15 protein-coding genes and 2 pseudogenes are annotated in these 16701 nt (G+C 40.7%); 1 reads left to right on the top strand and 16 read right to left on the bottom strand.

The genetic code is table 11. From position 1 onward, the window contains the following. Positions 1–53: 53 nt before the first annotated feature. The 12 genes and pseudogenes from LMF32_RS07340 to LMF32_RS07290 all read right to left on the bottom strand — a co-directional run bounded on the left by LMF32_RS07340 (position 54) and on the right by LMF32_RS07290 (position 11018). A complete protein-coding gene (locus LMF32_RS07340) occupies positions 54–605 on the bottom strand; it encodes a GNAT family N-acetyltransferase (RefSeq protein WP_230524364.1) in 552 nt (183 codons plus the stop codon). 32 nt (positions 606–637) lie between these two features. Further along, a pseudogene (locus tag LMF32_RS07335) lies at positions 638–1060 on the bottom strand (8-oxo-dGTP diphosphatase). Positions 1061–1118: 58 nt separating this feature from the next. After that, complete coding sequence (locus LMF32_RS07330; RefSeq protein ID WP_230524363.1) at positions 1119–1790, bottom strand: hypothetical protein; 672 nt, start codon at positions 1788–1790, stop codon at positions 1119–1121. A gap of 142 nt (positions 1791–1932) precedes the next feature. Further along, complete coding sequence (locus LMF32_RS07325) at positions 1933–2784, bottom strand: aldo/keto reductase (RefSeq protein WP_230524362.1); 852 nt, start codon at positions 2782–2784, stop codon at positions 1933–1935. A 192-nt stretch (positions 2785–2976) separates the two neighbouring features. Beyond that, entirely contained in the window at positions 2977–3573 is a 597-nt protein-coding gene (locus LMF32_RS07320) for an AAA family ATPase (RefSeq protein ID WP_230524361.1), read from the bottom strand. A 21-nt stretch (positions 3574–3594) separates the two neighbouring features. After that, complete coding sequence (locus LMF32_RS07315; protein WP_177192562.1) at positions 3595–4251, bottom strand: deoxyribonuclease I; 657 nt, start codon at positions 4249–4251, stop codon at positions 3595–3597. A gap of 25 nt (positions 4252–4276) precedes the next feature. Further along, positions 4277–4792: a DegV family protein gene (locus tag LMF32_RS13605; protein ID WP_278046277.1), complete on the bottom strand. Its 516-nt coding sequence runs from the start codon at positions 4790–4792 to the stop codon at positions 4277–4279. Further along, positions 4789–5124 (bottom strand): DegV family protein, encoded by a 336-nt coding sequence (locus LMF32_RS13600; protein WP_347401931.1) that lies wholly within the window; start codon positions 5122–5124, stop codon positions 4789–4791. Before LMF32_RS13600 ends, LMF32_RS13605 begins: the two co-directional genes overlap by 4 nt. Positions 5125–5533: 409 nt before the next feature. Continuing rightward, complete coding sequence (locus tag LMF32_RS07305; protein ID WP_230524360.1) at positions 5534–7699, bottom strand: heavy metal translocating P-type ATPase; 2166 nt, start codon at positions 7697–7699, stop codon at positions 5534–5536. A 109-nt stretch (positions 7700–7808) separates the two neighbouring features. Then, complete coding sequence (locus LMF32_RS07300) at positions 7809–8030, bottom strand: heavy metal-associated domain-containing protein (protein WP_092481123.1); 222 nt, start codon at positions 8028–8030, stop codon at positions 7809–7811. 60 nt (positions 8031–8090) lie between these two features. Further along, positions 8091–10549 (bottom strand): annotated as a pseudogene (locus tag LMF32_RS07295) (heavy metal translocating P-type ATPase). 22 nt (positions 10550–10571) lie between these two features. After that, positions 10572–11018, bottom strand: coding sequence for a CopY/TcrY family copper transport repressor (locus LMF32_RS07290; protein ID WP_230524359.1), 447 nt, complete (start codon positions 11016–11018; stop codon positions 10572–10574). A gap of 209 nt (positions 11019–11227) precedes the next feature. On the opposite strand from LMF32_RS07290, the gene proC reads away from it, so the two are divergent. Next, positions 11228–12040, top strand: a complete 813-nt coding sequence (gene proC, locus LMF32_RS07285) for a pyrroline-5-carboxylate reductase (protein WP_188204786.1) — start codon at positions 11228–11230, stop codon at positions 12038–12040. A gap of 226 nt (positions 12041–12266) precedes the next feature. Here the strand turns inward: proC and ltrA are convergent, their stop codons facing one another. The 4 genes from ltrA to LMF32_RS07265 form a co-directional block, all read right to left on the bottom strand. Further along, the gene (gene ltrA / locus LMF32_RS07280) at positions 12267–13556 is read right to left on the bottom strand and encodes a group II intron reverse transcriptase/maturase (protein ID WP_188205503.1); all 1290 of its coding nucleotides are present in this window, start codon (positions 13554–13556) and stop codon (positions 12267–12269) included. 538 nt (positions 13557–14094) lie between these two features. Further along, positions 14095–15009 (bottom strand): metal ABC transporter permease, encoded by a 915-nt coding sequence (locus LMF32_RS07275; RefSeq protein WP_188204787.1) that lies wholly within the window; start codon positions 15007–15009, stop codon positions 14095–14097. Next, positions 14999–15934 carry a metal ABC transporter permease gene (locus LMF32_RS07270; protein WP_230524358.1) on the bottom strand — a complete coding sequence of 312 codons (936 nt, stop codon included), beginning with the start codon at positions 15932–15934 and terminating at the stop codon, positions 14999–15001. The genes LMF32_RS07275 and LMF32_RS07270 overlap by 11 nt, the downstream gene beginning before the upstream one ends. Beyond that, complete coding sequence (locus tag LMF32_RS07265; RefSeq protein ID WP_188204788.1) at positions 15931–16689, bottom strand: metal ABC transporter ATP-binding protein; 759 nt, start codon at positions 16687–16689, stop codon at positions 15931–15933. Before LMF32_RS07265 ends, LMF32_RS07270 begins: the two co-directional genes overlap by 4 nt. Positions 16690–16701 lie beyond the last annotated feature (12 nt).

The following is a 16701-nucleotide window of genomic DNA, read 5'->3' as shown; positions in this document are numbered from 1 at the left end:
GCTCAAAAAGACTCACACCAAACAACAGATGATTCAGAAAGTGACTTTATAATTTATTCAGAAAAATAGTCTTCTTTGATGATGCTGTAACATTTATCGTCCACGAATTCTCCTTTGACAAAACGATTTGTCCGATAATGACCTTCATAAGTCAGTCCCATCTTTTCCATCACTTTGCCAGAAGCAGGATTCCGCACGTCATGAAAAGCAAAAATCCGCTGTAGCTCAAAGACTTCAAAACCTAACTGGATCAACATTTTTCCAGCTTCCGTTGCATAGCCTTTTCCCCAATAATCCTTATTTACAGTATAGCCCAACTCAGCTTTCTTATGTGTTTCTTCAATACGAAAATCGATTGTCCCAATCATTTTTTCTGTTTCTTTCAAGACGATAGCATATTTGCCTAATGGACTGCTCAAAAAATATTTAGCGATATTTTTTCGCGTATCTTCTAAGCTCTCATGTCTATCAAAAACAAATTTAGTCGTTTCTTCATCCTTAGCGTATTCATGCATATCTTCTGCATCTTTCAGCAACACGTGTCTTAAGTAAATACGTTCTCCGTCAATATGATCGTGCAAAGCAAAAAGGTATTCTTTATCCATAATAGACACCGCCCTTAAATTTAATGGTCAAATCACTTGATTGCTGATGAGTTCCTCATTTTCATTATAATGAAAAAAATGTTCCTGCTTTTCTGGATAGTTGAACACATCAAGAGTTTTGCAAAACCTGGCGCACAATTCTCTTCTGTCAGGTCTTCCATTTTCATCCAATGCAGTGACCCTTCATCAGTTTCTTTCAATAGTGTTCCTGTAAACTGATTCGTTTTGTAAAGAAAAACAATGTATCGAAAGTCTTCTTTCTCTTCATACCAATCCTTCACTCCGCATAACGTTAACTGAGTGACATCGAGTCCCGTTTCTTCTTTCACTTCTCTGATCGTTGAATCGATGATCTATTCTCTTGGCTCTACTTTGCCTCCAGGAAAAGTTAAGCCTTGCCAGCTTTTTTTCCGATTTTGAACTAACACGACTTCTTTTTTCTCGTCTACCACCATACACATATTCGTCAACACAATTTTACTCATATTATTTACCTGCCTGTATCTTGTTTTTCTAAAACGACCATGTTTTGCTGAAATGTTCTTCAGCTGTAGCTACGAAATCATCATTTTCGACATCGATCAATTCATTACCTTCTTCTTGATCAACAATAATGTGATCATACATGATATAAGGAGGATTGCGGAAGCCGATGTCAAAATAAGATTCATCTAGCAAATAAAAGACGCTTCCCACCATTTCCGTTTCAGTTGCATCAGCGTCAAACACGACGTTGCTTCGCTGTTTAAACAAATCATCGTCTTTTTCAAAGTAATAAAAATTGGCATCTTTTCCTATATAGGTAATTGGTTGAGTGACTATTTCTTCTCGATACATCTCCAATGATCGTACGCTGTCTGGATCATGCAATTTGGCAAAATATTGCATCTCATCTTCTGAACGATAAGTATAATCGCTAAACTTTTTTTGTCTGTCGCGTACGAGAGGTGTGACATGGTCATTCACTTCCAAGAATTCTTGATACCTCAAATGCCCGACCGCTAACCAAATACTAAGTCCTAAAACTAAAATTCCGCCTGCTGCAGCGATTTTTTTCTTGTGCCGACTTTTTGAATAACCTAAAATCATACCGGACAACATCAGCAGTACTAAGATAACAACGGCAACTGCAACCATTGTAGTATTGTAAAAGGTCTCTGCAGCGACCCAAAATTCAACTGACACCATTCTTCACTCCCTCGTTGTTTGTTTCCTTCTATTTTACCTTAGAAAAAAACAAATAGAAACGGTAATCAAAAAGAACCCTAACAGATTTTTTTCATCGTCGGGGTTCTCAGTAAGTTATGTTTGATGATTTGAATGCAAACTATCTTTCTATATCTACATCTGGTGCTTCAAAATCATCGAATTTCAACTTGTTCAAGTAGTCCATATATTCTTTTGAAATCTCAAAATCAAAAATTTCAGCATTTTCTGTAACCCGTTCAGGGTGCGCTGACTTCGTTAATGGGACGAAGTTGTGTTGCAGACTGAAGCGCAGCAACAGCTGTGCCACGGATTTCCCATATTTTTCTGTCATAGCTTTGACTTTTTCATCCTCAGACATTTGCTTGATAGGAGACAGAGGTGACCAGGCTTCTACAATGATTTGTTCTTTCTCACAAAAAACGACCGTTTCTTCTTGCAGCACGCCAGGGTGCAATCGAATCTGATTGACCATCGGCTTGATTCGGCAGTTGGCGAGCAGGTTTTTCAAATGTTTCACCATAAAGTTGCTGACACCGATAGCTCTTATTTTTCCTGCTTCATAAGCATCTTCCAATGCGCGCCATGTTTCGATATTGTCTTCCTGCCAATTCTCTCCTCGGCCTTTAACAACTGGCCAATGGATTAAGTACAAATCAATAGCATCTAGACCCAGCTTTTCCAGTGAATCATCAATCGCTTTACTGGCTGCTTCATACCCATGATTCGGATTATCTACTTTACTGGTGATAAACAACTCTTCAACCGCAATACCGGATTGGCGAATGGCTTTTCCAACCTGTACTTCATTCCCATACATTTGGGCTGTGTCAATCAACCGATAGCCAGCTTCAACCGCAGCTTTTATTGTATCATTACAAACTGTCTGATCCTTATTTCCTGAAGTGCCCAAACCATAAATAGGCATCCTTACCCCATTATTCAATTCAACGGTATCAAAAATACTTTCCATCCTTCTCATCAGCTCCGATCTATTCAATTAAAAAGCGCTTTCTTTACTCACTTTGTATTGTATCCTTTTGAAGCTCTTCTCTTCAACTAATAGACCTGAAACTAAGTAAACGAAGGTATTAATCGTTAATGAAAAAATAACCGTCTCTGATTTTATCAGCAACGGTTACTTCTACTTGTTAAGGACTCTGCCTCAATAATTGCTTTCATCTTTACTTCTAATAAATTCTGCTATTCTCTCTGCAGTCTCTTCTGGTTCTAAATAAGTATTGTTTATCCTTAAATAATTTACTGGTTGGAATCTCTCATCTACCTCATTTGGCAAAGAGTTTAATCGATGCTTCTCATGAGTCTTCAGCAATTCATTACGCGAAAATTCAACATTCCGCTTGGAAGGTTTAGCCATCAAGCGGCTTTCACCAACATTTCTTTCTAAGCGAGTCTCTAGGTCTGCTTCAAGTTCAACGAAGAATACTCTACCATCAGCATTTAAAAAGATGTCACTGATTTCTTGCAGAAATTCTACATCCTCTTTCAAATCAAATGCCACGACCACTGTAAAAATAATGCTTGCTACTTTATTTGTCTTGTTTTTGACAAATGCTTTGAACAACTCTTTTCTAGTCTGGTCAGATAAACGAAACGTTTCCTCTCCGTAATCTAAAAATTTAGCGAATAAATCAATCGTTTCGTGATTATACAACAACCTTGCATCCATTCTTTTTTCCAATTCTCTTCCCACAGTCATTTTCCCAACGGCTTGCGGTCCTATGATAACGACTAAATCCATTTACAATCCACTCCTAGACGCTCAACTCGGTTTAATCACTAACTTGTATTCTTCCCAATGTGGATGAATACTTTCTTGCTTTCCGCGCAAATAGACTTTCCCATATTCATCAATCAGTCCATGAAATTTCTGCCATTCTTTCAGCGTAAAATCAGCAGAGCTTTCTACATATCTCTTCAAACTTAGATAATCTGTACTCTGTTCACTGCCTAACTGGCGGAATAATTTGAGCGCATAATTATCCGCTACAAACACAGGTATTTCAAAAGCGTACAACAATAGAACATCCGCGGTCTCATTACCTATCCCATTAAATTGAAGCAATCGCTCGCGCAACTTATCCTGGTACTTGCATTTGATTTCTTCCAAATCAAATGCATGTTTTTTCAACCAACCAAAATAATCTAGAATCAGTTGAGATTTCCGTTTATGAAATCCGCTCGAATAAATCAGTTCTTTCACTTCTTCAATGGTTAGAGCAGAAATAGCTTCCGGGTCGAAATGAGTGGCTTCGCCTATGCGCGCTAAAGAAAGAGTCGTATTGTGCCAGGTGGTATTTTGTACTAAAATAGCTCCCAACATCATTTCATAGACACTATCAGCCGGCCAAGTCGTTCCTGCGGTCACATAATGATCCAACTGACTATACAGTTCTTTTAGATTGATTTCTTTCTTCATGCCTATTCCTTCCATTAAAATTAGATTATTGCTCCATTCCAGCGATCCCAAAAGCACCAGGTCCGTCGTGTGTAGAGATAACTGATCCAGCTTGGATCCAAGTTACGTTTTCAAATCCTTTTTCTTTAGCATATTGCTCCATCTGTACTTTAACTTGTTCATCTAAACCGATTGAAAAGACGAAGTAGATCTGCTTTTTATCGATGGGGTATTTTTTCAAATAGTCTTTCAACGGTTCTTCTGCCACTCGACTCATTTTTCCTCGGTATTTCTTCGTAGAGACCAATTTTCCATCGATCAACTCAATCAACGGTTTGATTTGCAATAAAGAAGCACTGATATAAGCTGCATTCGACACTCGTCCGCCAGCTTTTAAAAATTCTAAACTACCCGGTACGAATGACATTCTGCTTTTCGGCACACTAGCTTGAATTTTTTGAATCTGTTCGTCCATCGGAATATCTGGGTTTGATTCTAAAAGTTGAGCTGCATATAACGTCACTACCGTCAATCCCGCAGAAACGTTCAACGCATCAATCAAATAAATATCCTCGAAGTTTTGTTTTCTGCAGCAATCTCAGCGTTATGGAAAGAAGAAGATGCTTTTGAGGTGTATCCAATGTGGACGATCGTACAGTCAGGATTTTCGGCTTTTATTTGTGCAAAAAACTTTTCGTACTCATTTGGATTAGTTGATGTAGTGGAAGGTATCAATTTCGTTCTATTGTAATAGTCATAAATTTTACTGACCGGTAATGATCCATCGTCTTTATAATCTGTTCCATCCATCACCACATGCATGGGTACGGTTTTGATATTGTGCTTTTCAGCTAACTCTTTTGGCAAGTCAGCCCCGCTCTCTGTCGTAAAAATAATCTTTCTTATTTTTTCTCCTCCTAGGTATACTTGCTTTTTTCACCAACTATTTATTCTCTTTTTAAAATCCCTTACATTTTTCAGTATAGCATTTTCAATACCTTTAAGGAATTTATAATTGGTTGGTTCTTGGACGGACTTTGAAAAGAAGATAAGGGATAAAAAAGACTCTTAAAAGATAGACAAGGTCTAGCAATAATCAATTTAGATCAATAGATTTAATTCTGCAAAAAGCAACGCAAAGGATTCATTAGTTGTATACGTTAATGAATCCTTTGCGTTGCTGTATTTACTATACACTTATCTAAAAACAATAGGGATTAAAACACCTATTTATATTCATTCTCTGAAATTTTAATCTAACTTCTAAACTAAAGTTGAAAGAATTTTCTCCACTACGAAACAATCAGTTCTTCAATCTAAGCGTCATCGCATTGATCGCTACGATCACAGTAGACAAAGACATCAAGATGGCGCCAACTGCTGGACTCAGAGTAAAGCCTATTGGGGCTAGGATTCCTGCTGCTAACGGAATCGCAACAAAGTTATATCCCGCTCCCCACAATAGATTTTGTTTCATCTTGCTGGTTGTTTTTTGAGCCAGCTCAATAAAGGACTCAATGTCTCCAGGGTCCGACTGGGTCAAAATCACATCTGCCGAATCTAAGGCTACTTGAGTTCCTGCTCCAACGGCTACTCCAACATCTGCAAGAGCAAGAGAAGGTGCATCGTTTACTCCATCACCTACCATGATGACCGTCTTACCTTGATTTTTCAGCGACTCCACTAAGTTGTATTTGTCTTCTGGAGATTGATTAGCTTTGTAATCGATACCTAGTTCGGTTGCAACGGCTTTAGCTGCAGTTTCATTATCCCCCGTAGCCATCAATGGCCGGATCCCATTTGCTTTCAATACTTTAATGAGTTCTGAACTCGTTTTTTTCAATTCATCTCCCAAAGCTACTGTTCCAATTGCTTGATCATTTTCTAATAAGACACTGAGGGTTGCCCCTGCAGGTGTATTTACTGGTAAATCTTTGCCATAAGCTTTTTGACTGATCAGTTTATACTGTTTGTCATTAGCGGTTCCGTTGACCCCAGCGCCTGATATGACATTAATAGAATCGAACAGGACCGGCTTAATGCCTTTTCTGTCTGCATAAGCTCTAATGGACTGTGCAATTGGATGACTCGATCCGCCTTCGATTCCTGCCATCAACGCTATCAGTTCCGATTGGGAATAACTCTCATCCAACGCCTCAACTTCCAACACTTTAAAGTCACCAGTAGTTAATGTGCCCGTTTTATCCAACACCATTACATCAGCATTTATGGCCAATTCCAATGCTTTACGGTCTTTGACCAATAATCCTCTGCTTGCCCCTAAACTAGTGCTGCGAGCTACAACTAAAGGAATGGCTAAACCTAACGCATGAGGACAGGCAATGACTAAAGTCGTTACGGTAAAAATAACGGCATTTTCTATATCTGCTGCCAACAACCAGACGACAAAAGCGACTCCTGCAACTGCTACCGCAATGTAAAACAACCATCCTGCTACTTTTTGCGCAATGTTTTCAGCTCTTGAAGGTTGATCTTGAGCTTGTCGAATAAGGGTTTGGACTTGAGAAATAAACGATTTATCTCCGGTTTCTTTTACTTCTACATACAAAATACTGTCGCCGTTTGTTGAGCCGCCAATAACTTGTTCTCCTTCACCTTTTTCAACAGACTTCGATTCACCAGTCAAAAGTGCTTCGTTCACCCGAGACTCGCCACTTTTGATCACACCATCGGCTGGTATATTTTCGCCTGCTTGTACCCGTACAATATCTCCAACTTTTAATTCAGACACGGAGCGCGTCTCAATTGAATCGTCTTCCAACACCACATGAGCATCTTTTGGCAGCAACTCAGCTAAAGATTGTTGTGCATCGCCTGCTTCACCTACTGCTTTCATTTCGATCCAATGTCCCAACAGCATAATTAAAATCAAAGATGCAAATTCAAAGAAAAAATCCATCACGTGTTCGTTTGTCAGATACCTGGCTGCCACTGCATACATACTATACAAATACGAAACGGTGACTCCTAAAGTAATCAGCGCCATCATTCCCGGAGCTCGTTGTTTAAATTCATCTACAGCCCCTTGATAAAATGGTTTCCCCCCGTAAACGAACAAAACTGTCGCCAATACGGCTACCAAGATATCCGAGTAAGGAAACGTAAATTGTAACGGAAGTGTGATTCCCATCAGTGGCGACAAAATCAAGATCACAATTCCTAAAGGCAGCGACTTCAAAAAAATCTCTTTGAAATTCCCATGGTGATGATGTCCGCCATGGCCCATGTGATCATGATGATCACCATGGTTATGCTCTGTGTGATGATGATGATCATGTGTTTCAGAAGGATTTGAATCCTCCTGCATCCCTTCTTCTACTTGTTCTTCATGATAAATATGACCCACGTGTTCTTCATCCATAGATTTGTGATGATGCATATGCTCATGACCATTGTGGTGATGGTGGTGGTCATGATGTTGATGCTCATCGATATTTTTCTTATCCATTCAAATCACTCCTTCATTTTATATTGAGGATTTAAACCTCATCTAAATCAAAGAAAAGTTTAAATAAAAACGCCTATCTCATTAAATAAGACAAGCGTTCTGTTTTCAATTAGGCATCCATTTCCTTGATGCCAACTACTGAATAATTTGTATCTGATAACGACTCGCGCAATTCGTTTTCATCTATTGCTGAATTCCCTTCAATAAGGGCGCTTTTAGCTTCTAAATTGACAACGACATCGTTGACTCCTTCAACACCTAAAAAACGTTGTTTTACAGCATTTGAGCAGCCTTCACATTTCATACCTTCAATTGTAATTTCTTTTCTCATCTGTCATTTCTCCTTTTGTTTTGTCATTATCTCTAGTGTAATCCTCATCGAGTTAAACGGCTACTGATTTGCAGACGGCGTAAATCGTTTCAGTCTTAAAGCATTCAATAATACCGATACAGAACTGAAACTCATCGCTGCTCCAGCAATCATCGGGTTCAATAATGGTCCGCCGAATAGATACAACAAGCCCATTGCAACCGGAATACCCAATGTATTGTAAGCAAATGCCCAGAATAAGTTTTCTTTGATGTTCTTAATGGTGGCTTTACTTAATTCAATGGCTGTTGGTACATCTATTAAATCGCTACGCATCAAAACAATATCCGCAGACTCGATCGCAACGTCCGTTCCTGATCCAATCGCAATTCCAATGTCCGCTTGAGCTAGTGCGGGAGCATCATTGATTCCATCTCCAACCATCGCGACTTTTTTGCCTTCTTCTTGCAATTTTTTGATTTCTTTCGCTTTGTCTTCCGGCAAGACTTCACTTAAGACACGATCCACACCCACTTGTTTCGCAATAGCCTCAGCAGTTCGACGGTTGTCCCCAGTGATCATCACTACTTCGATCCCCATACGGTGCAGCTTAGAGATTGCCTGACCACTTGTCTCTTTTACTGTATCGGCTACAGCGATGATTCCCATCAAGTCATCATTTTTAGCTACATACATCGGGGTTTTCCCTTCGCCAGCTAATTCATCTGATTTGCCGGAGAAATCATCCAGTGAAATCTGTTGGTGCTCCATCATTTTCTTATTACCGAGTGCATATACGTCTCCATCAATTTGAACAACGATTCCGTGTCCAGGAACCGCATTGAAAGAGTTCGTTTTCCGCAAATGCAATCCTTTTTCTTCTGCTGCACGAACGATTGCTTCACCTAATGGGTGTTCTGATCCCTTTTCAGCAGAAGCCGAAATCTCAGCAACTCTTCATCTGAAATGCCTGTTGCAGATAAAATATCTGTCACTTTGGGTTTACCTTCTGTAATTGTTCCAGTCTTGTCTAATACGACTGTCTGGACTTTATGAGTAGTTTCCAACGCCGCCCCGCTTTTGATTAAGACTCCGTGTTCAGCACCTTTTCCTGTACCGACCATGATCGCTGTCGGCGTTGCTAAACCTAAAGCACACGGACAAGCAATGACTAAAACAGAAATCGCTATGCTTAATGCAAAGACGCCAGATTGACCACCAATAAACCAAGCCGCTCCAGCTAAAACAGCCAGTACCATAACGATTGGCACAAAATAACCTGAAATGATGTCTGCCAATTTGGCAATTGGAGCTTTGGATCCTTGCGCATCTTCCACTAATTTGATGACTTGCGCAAGAGCTGTGTCTTTACCGACTTTTGTCGCTTTGTATTGAATCGTTCCATTTTTATTGATGCTGGCTCCGATCACTTGGGAACCAACTGATTTCTCCACAGGGATACTTTCCCCTGTTAACATCGCTTCATCAACAGAAGTCGTTCCCTCAGTCACAACCCCGTCTACCGGCATTTTTTCTCCCGGACGAACCACCACAATGTCGCCAACTTGAACTGCCTCTACGGAAATCTCCGTTTCTTTGCCGTCACGAATGACTTTGGCTGTTTTTGGCGCCAATCCCATCAATTTCTTAATGGCTTCAGAGGTTTTCCCTTTCGAACGAGCTTCAAAGTATTTCCCTAAAGTAATCAGCGTTAAAATAACTGCCGCTGACTCGTAATACAGATCCATTGCCAACGAATCGTTCCCTTGCCAAATGGATACCGTAGCAACCAAGCTATAGATAAATGCTGCACTGGTTCCTAAAGCCACCAAAGAATCCATGTTAGGGTGTCTTTTTACTAACGCTTTAAATCCTGTAGTGAAGAACTTTTTCCCTAATACCATTACTGGAATGGTCAATATCAATTGAACTAATGCAAACACACCAGCATGATGCATCGGATCTAAAAAGCTTGGCAACGGTGCTCCAATCATATGCCCCATCGAAATGTACAGTAGCGGTACAGTGAATACTGCTGACAACCAGAATCGACGCCACATTTCTTTCATGTGAGCTTCTTTTTTCTCGCGGTCTTCGTCTATCGAATCTGCATTACTGACTTCTTCATGAGCACTATATCCAGAAGCCGAAACCGCACCTGTAATATCATTGACAGAAAGAATAGACGGATCATATTGAACAGTCATTTTTTCAGTTGCTAAATTTACTGTCGAATTAGCAACACCATTCAAATTCGCTGTTGCTTTTTCAACCGTTTGAGCACAACTTGCGCAACTCATTCCTTCGATCACAAACGTTTTTGTTTGGCCTTCTTCTACCGCTTTATAGCCAGACGCATCAACTGCCGACTTGATGTCTTCCATATTTGTTTTGGCTTCATCAAATTGGACTGTTAATTTTTCCGTCATCAAATTTACATTCGCCTCTTGTACCCCTGCTAGTTTAGCCGCAGCCTTTTCAACGGTTTGGGCACAACTTGCGCAACTCATTCCTTCTATTTTTACTGTCTTTTGTACCATCGTTACCCTCCTTTAATCCTTCTTATTCATGCATGTGTTGGCAAGTACATTGTCCAGGAACACAGTCACAAGGTACTTCATCAACAGCTGCCAGTTTTTTTTCCTCCAAAATCGCTTCGAGCAAAGCAACGTCGTCATGACTTAGCGTGGCCTCACTGAGCAGATCTGCTATCGTTTCCCCAACTTTTCGATTGCAGACATTTTGTAAAATACTTTGAGCCGCATTTTTCACTTCTGCTTCTTCACTCACAGCAGCTGAATAAATGAATCGATTTCTTTCATTTTCTGTGATCAAAGCACCTTTTTTGACTAGACGTCCAATCAATGTTTTAGTTGTAGCCGGTTTCCAATCCATTTTATTTTGTAAAACAGAACTGATGTCTTTGCTGGTTGCATTTTTTAATGTCCACACGACTCGCATGATTTCCCATTCAGCACCACTGATTTTCGTTTTCTCAATAGCTTCCATCGTCTTCTTCCTTTCGTAAAAAAAATTATATCGTTTACGTTTGTAATCATCCACAACTAAAATTTACAACTGTAATCGATTTAAGTCAACCCTTTTGTTTCTAATGGTCAAATCTATGCTAAAATAAGACAGTAGTTTTCTAGTACTACCTCACCTTATTTACTAAATAGTGTAGAAAAATAGTTCTAGTATTGAAAGGAGATTGAATGATGAAAGTAGGTTTTATCGGTACAGGCAACATGACGAGTGCCATCGTAAAAGGGATCGTTGCTTCAGGGCAGATGCCTAAAGAGAATCTTTATCTTTCTAACCGAACACCAGAAAAACGAGATCGGTTAGCTAGTGAAACAGGGGCTACGGTGTGTTCAACCAATGAGGAACTGGTGTCAACAGTAGATGTTATCATCTTATCCATTAAGCCGAATTTATTTTCTACCGTGCTCCCAGAATTAGCTCCATTACTGATCGAACACAATCCTGTCGTTGTTTCTATTGCAGCAGGTATTTCTTTAGCTCAAATGCATTCCATGATCGGACAAGATTCAGCTATGCGTATTATTCGTGTCATGCCTAATTTAAATTCGCAGATCAGTGAAGGAATGGCTGCAGTTTGCGGGAATGAGCACGCTTCTGCTGAAGAAATCGGTTTTATTGTCAGTGTATTTGAATCTATTGGTGAAGCCATCGTGATGAAAGAAGAAGATTTTAGCGTCTTTTCTGCGATTGCAGGCTGTTCTCCAGCATTTACCTTTTTATTTGTCGATGCTCTTTCTCGAGCAGCTGTCAAATACGGTATCCCAAAAGAGATGGCCACTAAAATCGCTGCCCAAGCGGTTCTCGGCAGCGGTAAAATGCTCAAAGAAAGTGACCAGACACCTTGGAACCTGATTGATCAAGTCTCTTCTCCAGGTGGAACCACTATTGAAGGTGTACTAGCTTTAGAAGAAAATGGGTTTATGACTTCTGTGGTTAAAGCTGTTGACGCCGTTGTAGAAAAAGACCGTAATATGAACAAAGAATAAGTAAAAGAGAGTGTGAAAAAAGGCGTTCAGCCCCGAATCACTGGAGTGAATAAGCACAGGATGGTCGTAGACCATTCGAGCATTATTCGCGAAGTGGACGTCGGGGCTGCCTTTTTGAGCACGTTTACGAAACCAATATTCATAATCGAGTAGGAGATAAATAATTAATTTATTTATCGTCCTCTCACACCACCGTACGTACCGTTCGGTATACGGCGGTTCAATTTCATATAACATGCTTTTGTTTTAAATAGTAACTATCTGGAGATACTAGACCTTTGAAGGCTAGTATCTTATTGGTTACTGTGGTTGTCATAACCCAGGACAGGGCTATTCGGGCAGTTCCTTTGGAACTGTGGCTATTCATGTAGGCGTTGTAGTCGCTCATCCCTAGTTTAGTGAGGGCTCTTCTTCGATTTTTGGCTGTTTTCCATTGGTGCCAGATACACATCCTCAGTCGATAACGAAGATGACTCGCTATTTTCTTGAGTTTTGTGTGCATATTTCCTATTTTGAAATAGTTCACCCATCCTCTGATGACTTGATTCAATTTAACGATGCGGTAAGCCATATCAATGCCCCAGCTTTTCTTGCTTAGCTGATGAAGCTTATATTTAAACGTCTCGATTGATATGGCATGAGGCTTTGCTTGATAGCCTTTATCTGCTTTCGACCAATAGAATCCAAATCCCAAGAATTTAAAGGTTGGGTCATTAGGTTTAATGATTTTCGATTTACTCGTGTTCACAGTTAAACCCAGAGTTTCCTCAATATATCGTGTAACCGAACGCATTACGCGCCTTGCTGCGAATTCGCTCTTAACGAGGATAATGCAGTCATCTGCGTATCGCACGAAGTGTAGACCTCTTCTCTCTAGTTCTTGGTCGAGTTCATTTAAGAGGATATTACTCAATAATGGCGAGAGGTTTCCCCCTTGGGGAGTGCCAACTGGACTTTCCTCATATTCTCCGTTTACCATAATACCACTCACGAGATATTTCCGAATCAATGATATCACATCACCATCGGTTATTTTCCGAGAAACTAGATTCATCAGTCGATCATGGTTAACGGTGTCAAAGAACTTCTCTAAATCAATGTCGACAATCCAGTGATAACCTTCGTTCATATCTCTTAGCCCTTGCGCTATAGCCATATGGGCGTTGCGGTTTGGACGGAATCCATAACTACTGTTGTGGAAGTGTTCGTCAAAAATGGGTGTGAGAACTTGTGCAATCGCTTGTTGAATAACTCGGTCAATCACTGTCGGTATACCCAGTAGTCTGACCCCACCCGATGGTTTAGGTATTTCTACTCTTCTGACAGGTTTAGGTTGATAGTGACGTTGACGAATAGTCTGAATAAGCTCTTCTTTGTGCTGACGAAGATATTCTTTAGCCTCTTCGATAGACATACCGTCAATGCCTGCGGCACCTTTATTCCGTTCCACTTGTCGAAAGGCTTCGTTTAAATTATTTCTGGATAGGATTCTATCCAGTGTCCTGTTTTCCTGCATGCTTGTTACTCCTTTTCTGCTCTCGTAAGGCAGCTATCTACTTTTACGCTGTCGTAGCCAATAGTCTTTGGCGGCCTCCAATAAAGATGTTTGTAACGATAAAATTGTTCGGTCCTTCGCTCTTTCTAGCTTTCACTAGCTGTCTTCACTACTACGACCTCTGCTGACTTCTCATGAGTCAAGCACTTATCACTAAGTGTATTTGGTATAACGTCATGAGACCTCCCCAGTTAAGGTGCGAACTCTTTCACTCCATCTATCTGCCACATTTATGCTTCGAGTTAGGACAGTTATCGGACTTTAGCTTCTTTCGCAGCCTTATCCACTCGACTCACCTCTTATGTGATTTCTGTTCGTCAGACCAGAGTTTTGCCTTAGGCTTCCTTCAGATTCCACCTCACGGTGGACACCCTTGCCGTCAGCTATATGCTTACCACTGTCAGGTCGCATTCGGGACTTGCACCCGTTAGAGTTCGCCCATGCTGGGCGAACAAAAAAAGGAGCTGGGACTTATTTCCCAGCTCCTTTTTAGTGAACTTTAACGCTGTTCCATCTCTTGTTTCGTTTTCCATTTGTACAATTTCTTTTGCTGCTTTGAACGACGTAGCGTTTTTTTGAGCCAGCCTTTTTCCGGAGAAAACAAGAATGCTGCAAATGCTGTGACACCTGTGACAACAGCAATCATTCCAGCTAGTGAAGCATCTACAGCGAAAGCCAGCTGCACACCAACTATACTATTGATGACAGCGGTTATGACAGTTACCCAAATCATGTGATGCAATTGCCGTGTGAGAAGGTACCCTGTTAAAGCAGGACCTACCATAAAACCGACGACCAACACTGATCCCACAGAATCATAAGCTCCAACAGCCGTCAGTGAAACTAAAGACATTAGTCCATAATGCAATAACACTGGAGAAAATCCTAATGCAGCAGCTAAAGCCGCATCAAAAGTAGAGAGTTTCAACTCTTTATAAAAAAGGAGTATAAACACACTATTGATCAATAGAATAACGATCATCGTCCATAATGCTTGTGGTCCAATATCCATTCCGAACAATTGAGTCCGCTTGAAAGGAGCAAAAGCCAATTCCCCCATCAATACAGAATCGGTATCCAAATGCACACTTCCTGCATAGCGCGTGATCAAGATGATGGCTATACTGAAAAACAAAGGAAACACGATCCCGATCGCAGCATCTCCACTCAATAATTTCGTTCGTTGTAGAGCACCGATCACCCATACTGTAGCCACACCGACAAGGGTAGCTCCCAGCATCAATAAAGGAGAGTTTAAATCTTGAGTCGCAAAGAACGCTAAAACAATTCCTAACAAAACGGTATGCGTTATAGCATCAGACAGCATCGTCATGCTTCTCAAAACTAGAAAAACACCTGGTAAAGCACAAGCAACTGCTACTACAATGGCAATCAATTGAATCTCAACCAGCATATTCTTTCCCCTCCTTTTTTAGTTCCATTTGTTTCTTATACATTTGCTGCTGTTTTTTCTGAGAGATATATTTTCGAATCAAACCGCGGTTAGGAGCAAAAAACAGACTGAAGACTACGAATACACTCATCACCAATACGATAGTAGGACCAGTAGGGATTTGTTTTCCAAGTGAACTGAGTATCGTTCCAATCACTCCAGAGAAGAACCCAAACACGCCCGCTAATCCCATGACCCCGCTTAATCGGTCAGTCCATTGTCTGGCAGCTACCGATGGTCCGATCACCAAAGCACTCATTAAAATGACCCCTACCGATTCCAATCCCAAAATGATAACCAAGACCATCATCGTAGACAACAAAAATTGGAGTATGGAACTAGAAAACCCAGCTGTTTGAGTGAAAATAGGGTCAAAAGTAAATACTTTGAATTCCTTCCAAAATACTCCGACTAAGACTAACAGCACGATTCCGATAATGCTGATCATTCTGACGTCGGACAGCAGCATTGATGAAGCTTGTCCATAAACAAAGTTATCCAGCCCTGCCTGATTTGCATTGGGTTGATCTTGGATATACGTCAACAATACTAACCCAAGACCGAAAAAACTCGATAAAATCAATGACAGCGCACTATCGAATTTCACCACATTTTTCCGACTCATCCATTGGATCAAAAAAGTAGCAAACAGGCCGCTAACGGCTGCGCCGATCATCAAAACGATCCATTCTTTTCGTCCAATAAATAAAAATCCAATAGCGATCCCTGGCAGAGCTGCATGACTCAAAGCATCTCCCAACAAACTCTCTTTCCTTAAAGTAGCGTATGTTCCGATCACTCCACTAAGGAGTCCAAGAAATCCTGTCCCCAAAGCTACGAGTTGAAACGTATAGTCGCTCAATAACGAAGTCAATTGTTCTATCATAACTGATCGACCCTTTCAGCAACACTATGGTCTTTCCGATAGGTCTCTTCAATGATGTCTTCAGTGAAAGTTGTTGCAACTGATCCAGCAGCCACTACTTCACGATTCAAGAAAACAACTTCATCAAAATATTCTTTTACCGTCTGCAAATCGTGGTGGACCACAATAACAGTCTTCCCGGCCGAACTTAATTCCTCCAGCAATTCCATGATCACTTTTTCCGACTTCATGTCCACTCCGGCCAACGGTTCATCCAATAAATAAATCTCTGCTTGCTGGACTAGAGCGCGAGCAAGGAAGACTCTCTGTCTTTGTCCGCCTGAAAGCTGACTAATTTGTCTGTCTTTGAAAGAATGCATCCCTACTTTGACCAGCATCTCTTCTGCCAGTGCCGTATCTTTTTTGCCTGGACGCTTGAACCAGCCCAAATGACCATATCTCCCCATCACGACAACATCCAAAACAGTTGTCGGAAAATCCCAATCTACAGAACTTTTTTGAGGAACATAGGCAACTGATTTTTTGATCGATTTGTACTCCGCCCATTCTCCATCTTTTACAGAGAAATCTACTTCTCCTGTCAGCGGAGTCATCAATCCTAAAATGGATTTGATGAGGGTCGATTTTCCTGCTCCATTTGGTCCGATGATGGCCGTTCGTTTTCCTTTTTGAACGTTTAAACCTACTTGCCATAATACAGGTACGGCTTGATAGGCTACGGTTAGTTGTTCAATATGAATAGCTGTTTGATTCATGACAAGCCCTTC

This window comes from Desemzia sp. C1, from assembly GCF_020882875.1.
Lineage (GTDB): Bacteria > Bacillota > Bacilli > Lactobacillales > Carnobacteriaceae > Desemzia > Desemzia incerta.
This window is presented reverse-complemented; position numbering and strand designations above follow the sequence as displayed.

Excerpts from the sequence above, each read along its gene's own strand:
- LMF32_RS07290 (WP_230524359.1), bottom strand. The coding sequence starts at position 11,018 with ATGGAAGCTATTGAGAAAACGAAAATCAGTGGTGCTGAATGGGAAATC.
- LMF32_RS07275 (WP_188204787.1), bottom strand. The coding sequence starts at position 15,009 with ATGCTGGTTGAGATTCAATTGATTGCCATTGTAGTAGCAGTTGCTTGT.
- LMF32_RS07305 (WP_230524360.1), bottom strand. The coding sequence starts at position 7,699 with ATGGATAAGAAAAATATCGATGAGCATCAACATCATGACCACCACCAT.
- LMF32_RS07300 (WP_092481123.1), bottom strand. The coding sequence starts at position 8,030 with ATGAGAAAAGAAATTACAATTGAAGGTATGAAATGTGAAGGCTGCTCA.
- LMF32_RS07320 (WP_230524361.1), bottom strand. The coding sequence starts at position 3,573 with ATGGATTTAGTCGTTATCATAGGACCGCAAGCCGTTGGGAAAATGACT.
- LMF32_RS07315 (WP_177192562.1), bottom strand. The coding sequence starts at position 4,251 with ATGAAGAAAGAAATCAATCTAAAAGAACTGTATAGTCAGTTGGATCAT.
- LMF32_RS07270 (WP_230524358.1), bottom strand. The coding sequence starts at position 15,934 with ATGATAGAACAATTGACTTCGTTATTGAGCGACTATACGTTTCAACTC.
- LMF32_RS07265 (WP_188204788.1), bottom strand. The coding sequence starts at position 16,689 with ATGAATCAAACAGCTATTCATATTGAACAACTAACCGTAGCCTATCAA.
- LMF32_RS07325 (WP_230524362.1), bottom strand. The coding sequence starts at position 2,784 with ATGGAAAGTATTTTTGATACCGTTGAATTGAATAATGGGGTAAGGATG.
- LMF32_RS07340 (WP_230524364.1), bottom strand. The coding sequence starts at position 605 with ATGGATAAAGAATACCTTTTTGCTTTGCACGATCATATTGACGGAGAA.
- proC (WP_188204786.1), top strand. The coding sequence starts at position 11,228 with ATGAAAGTAGGTTTTATCGGTACAGGCAACATGACGAGTGCCATCGTA.
- ltrA (WP_188205503.1), bottom strand. The coding sequence starts at position 13,556 with ATGCAGGAAAACAGGACACTGGATAGAATCCTATCCAGAAATAATTTA.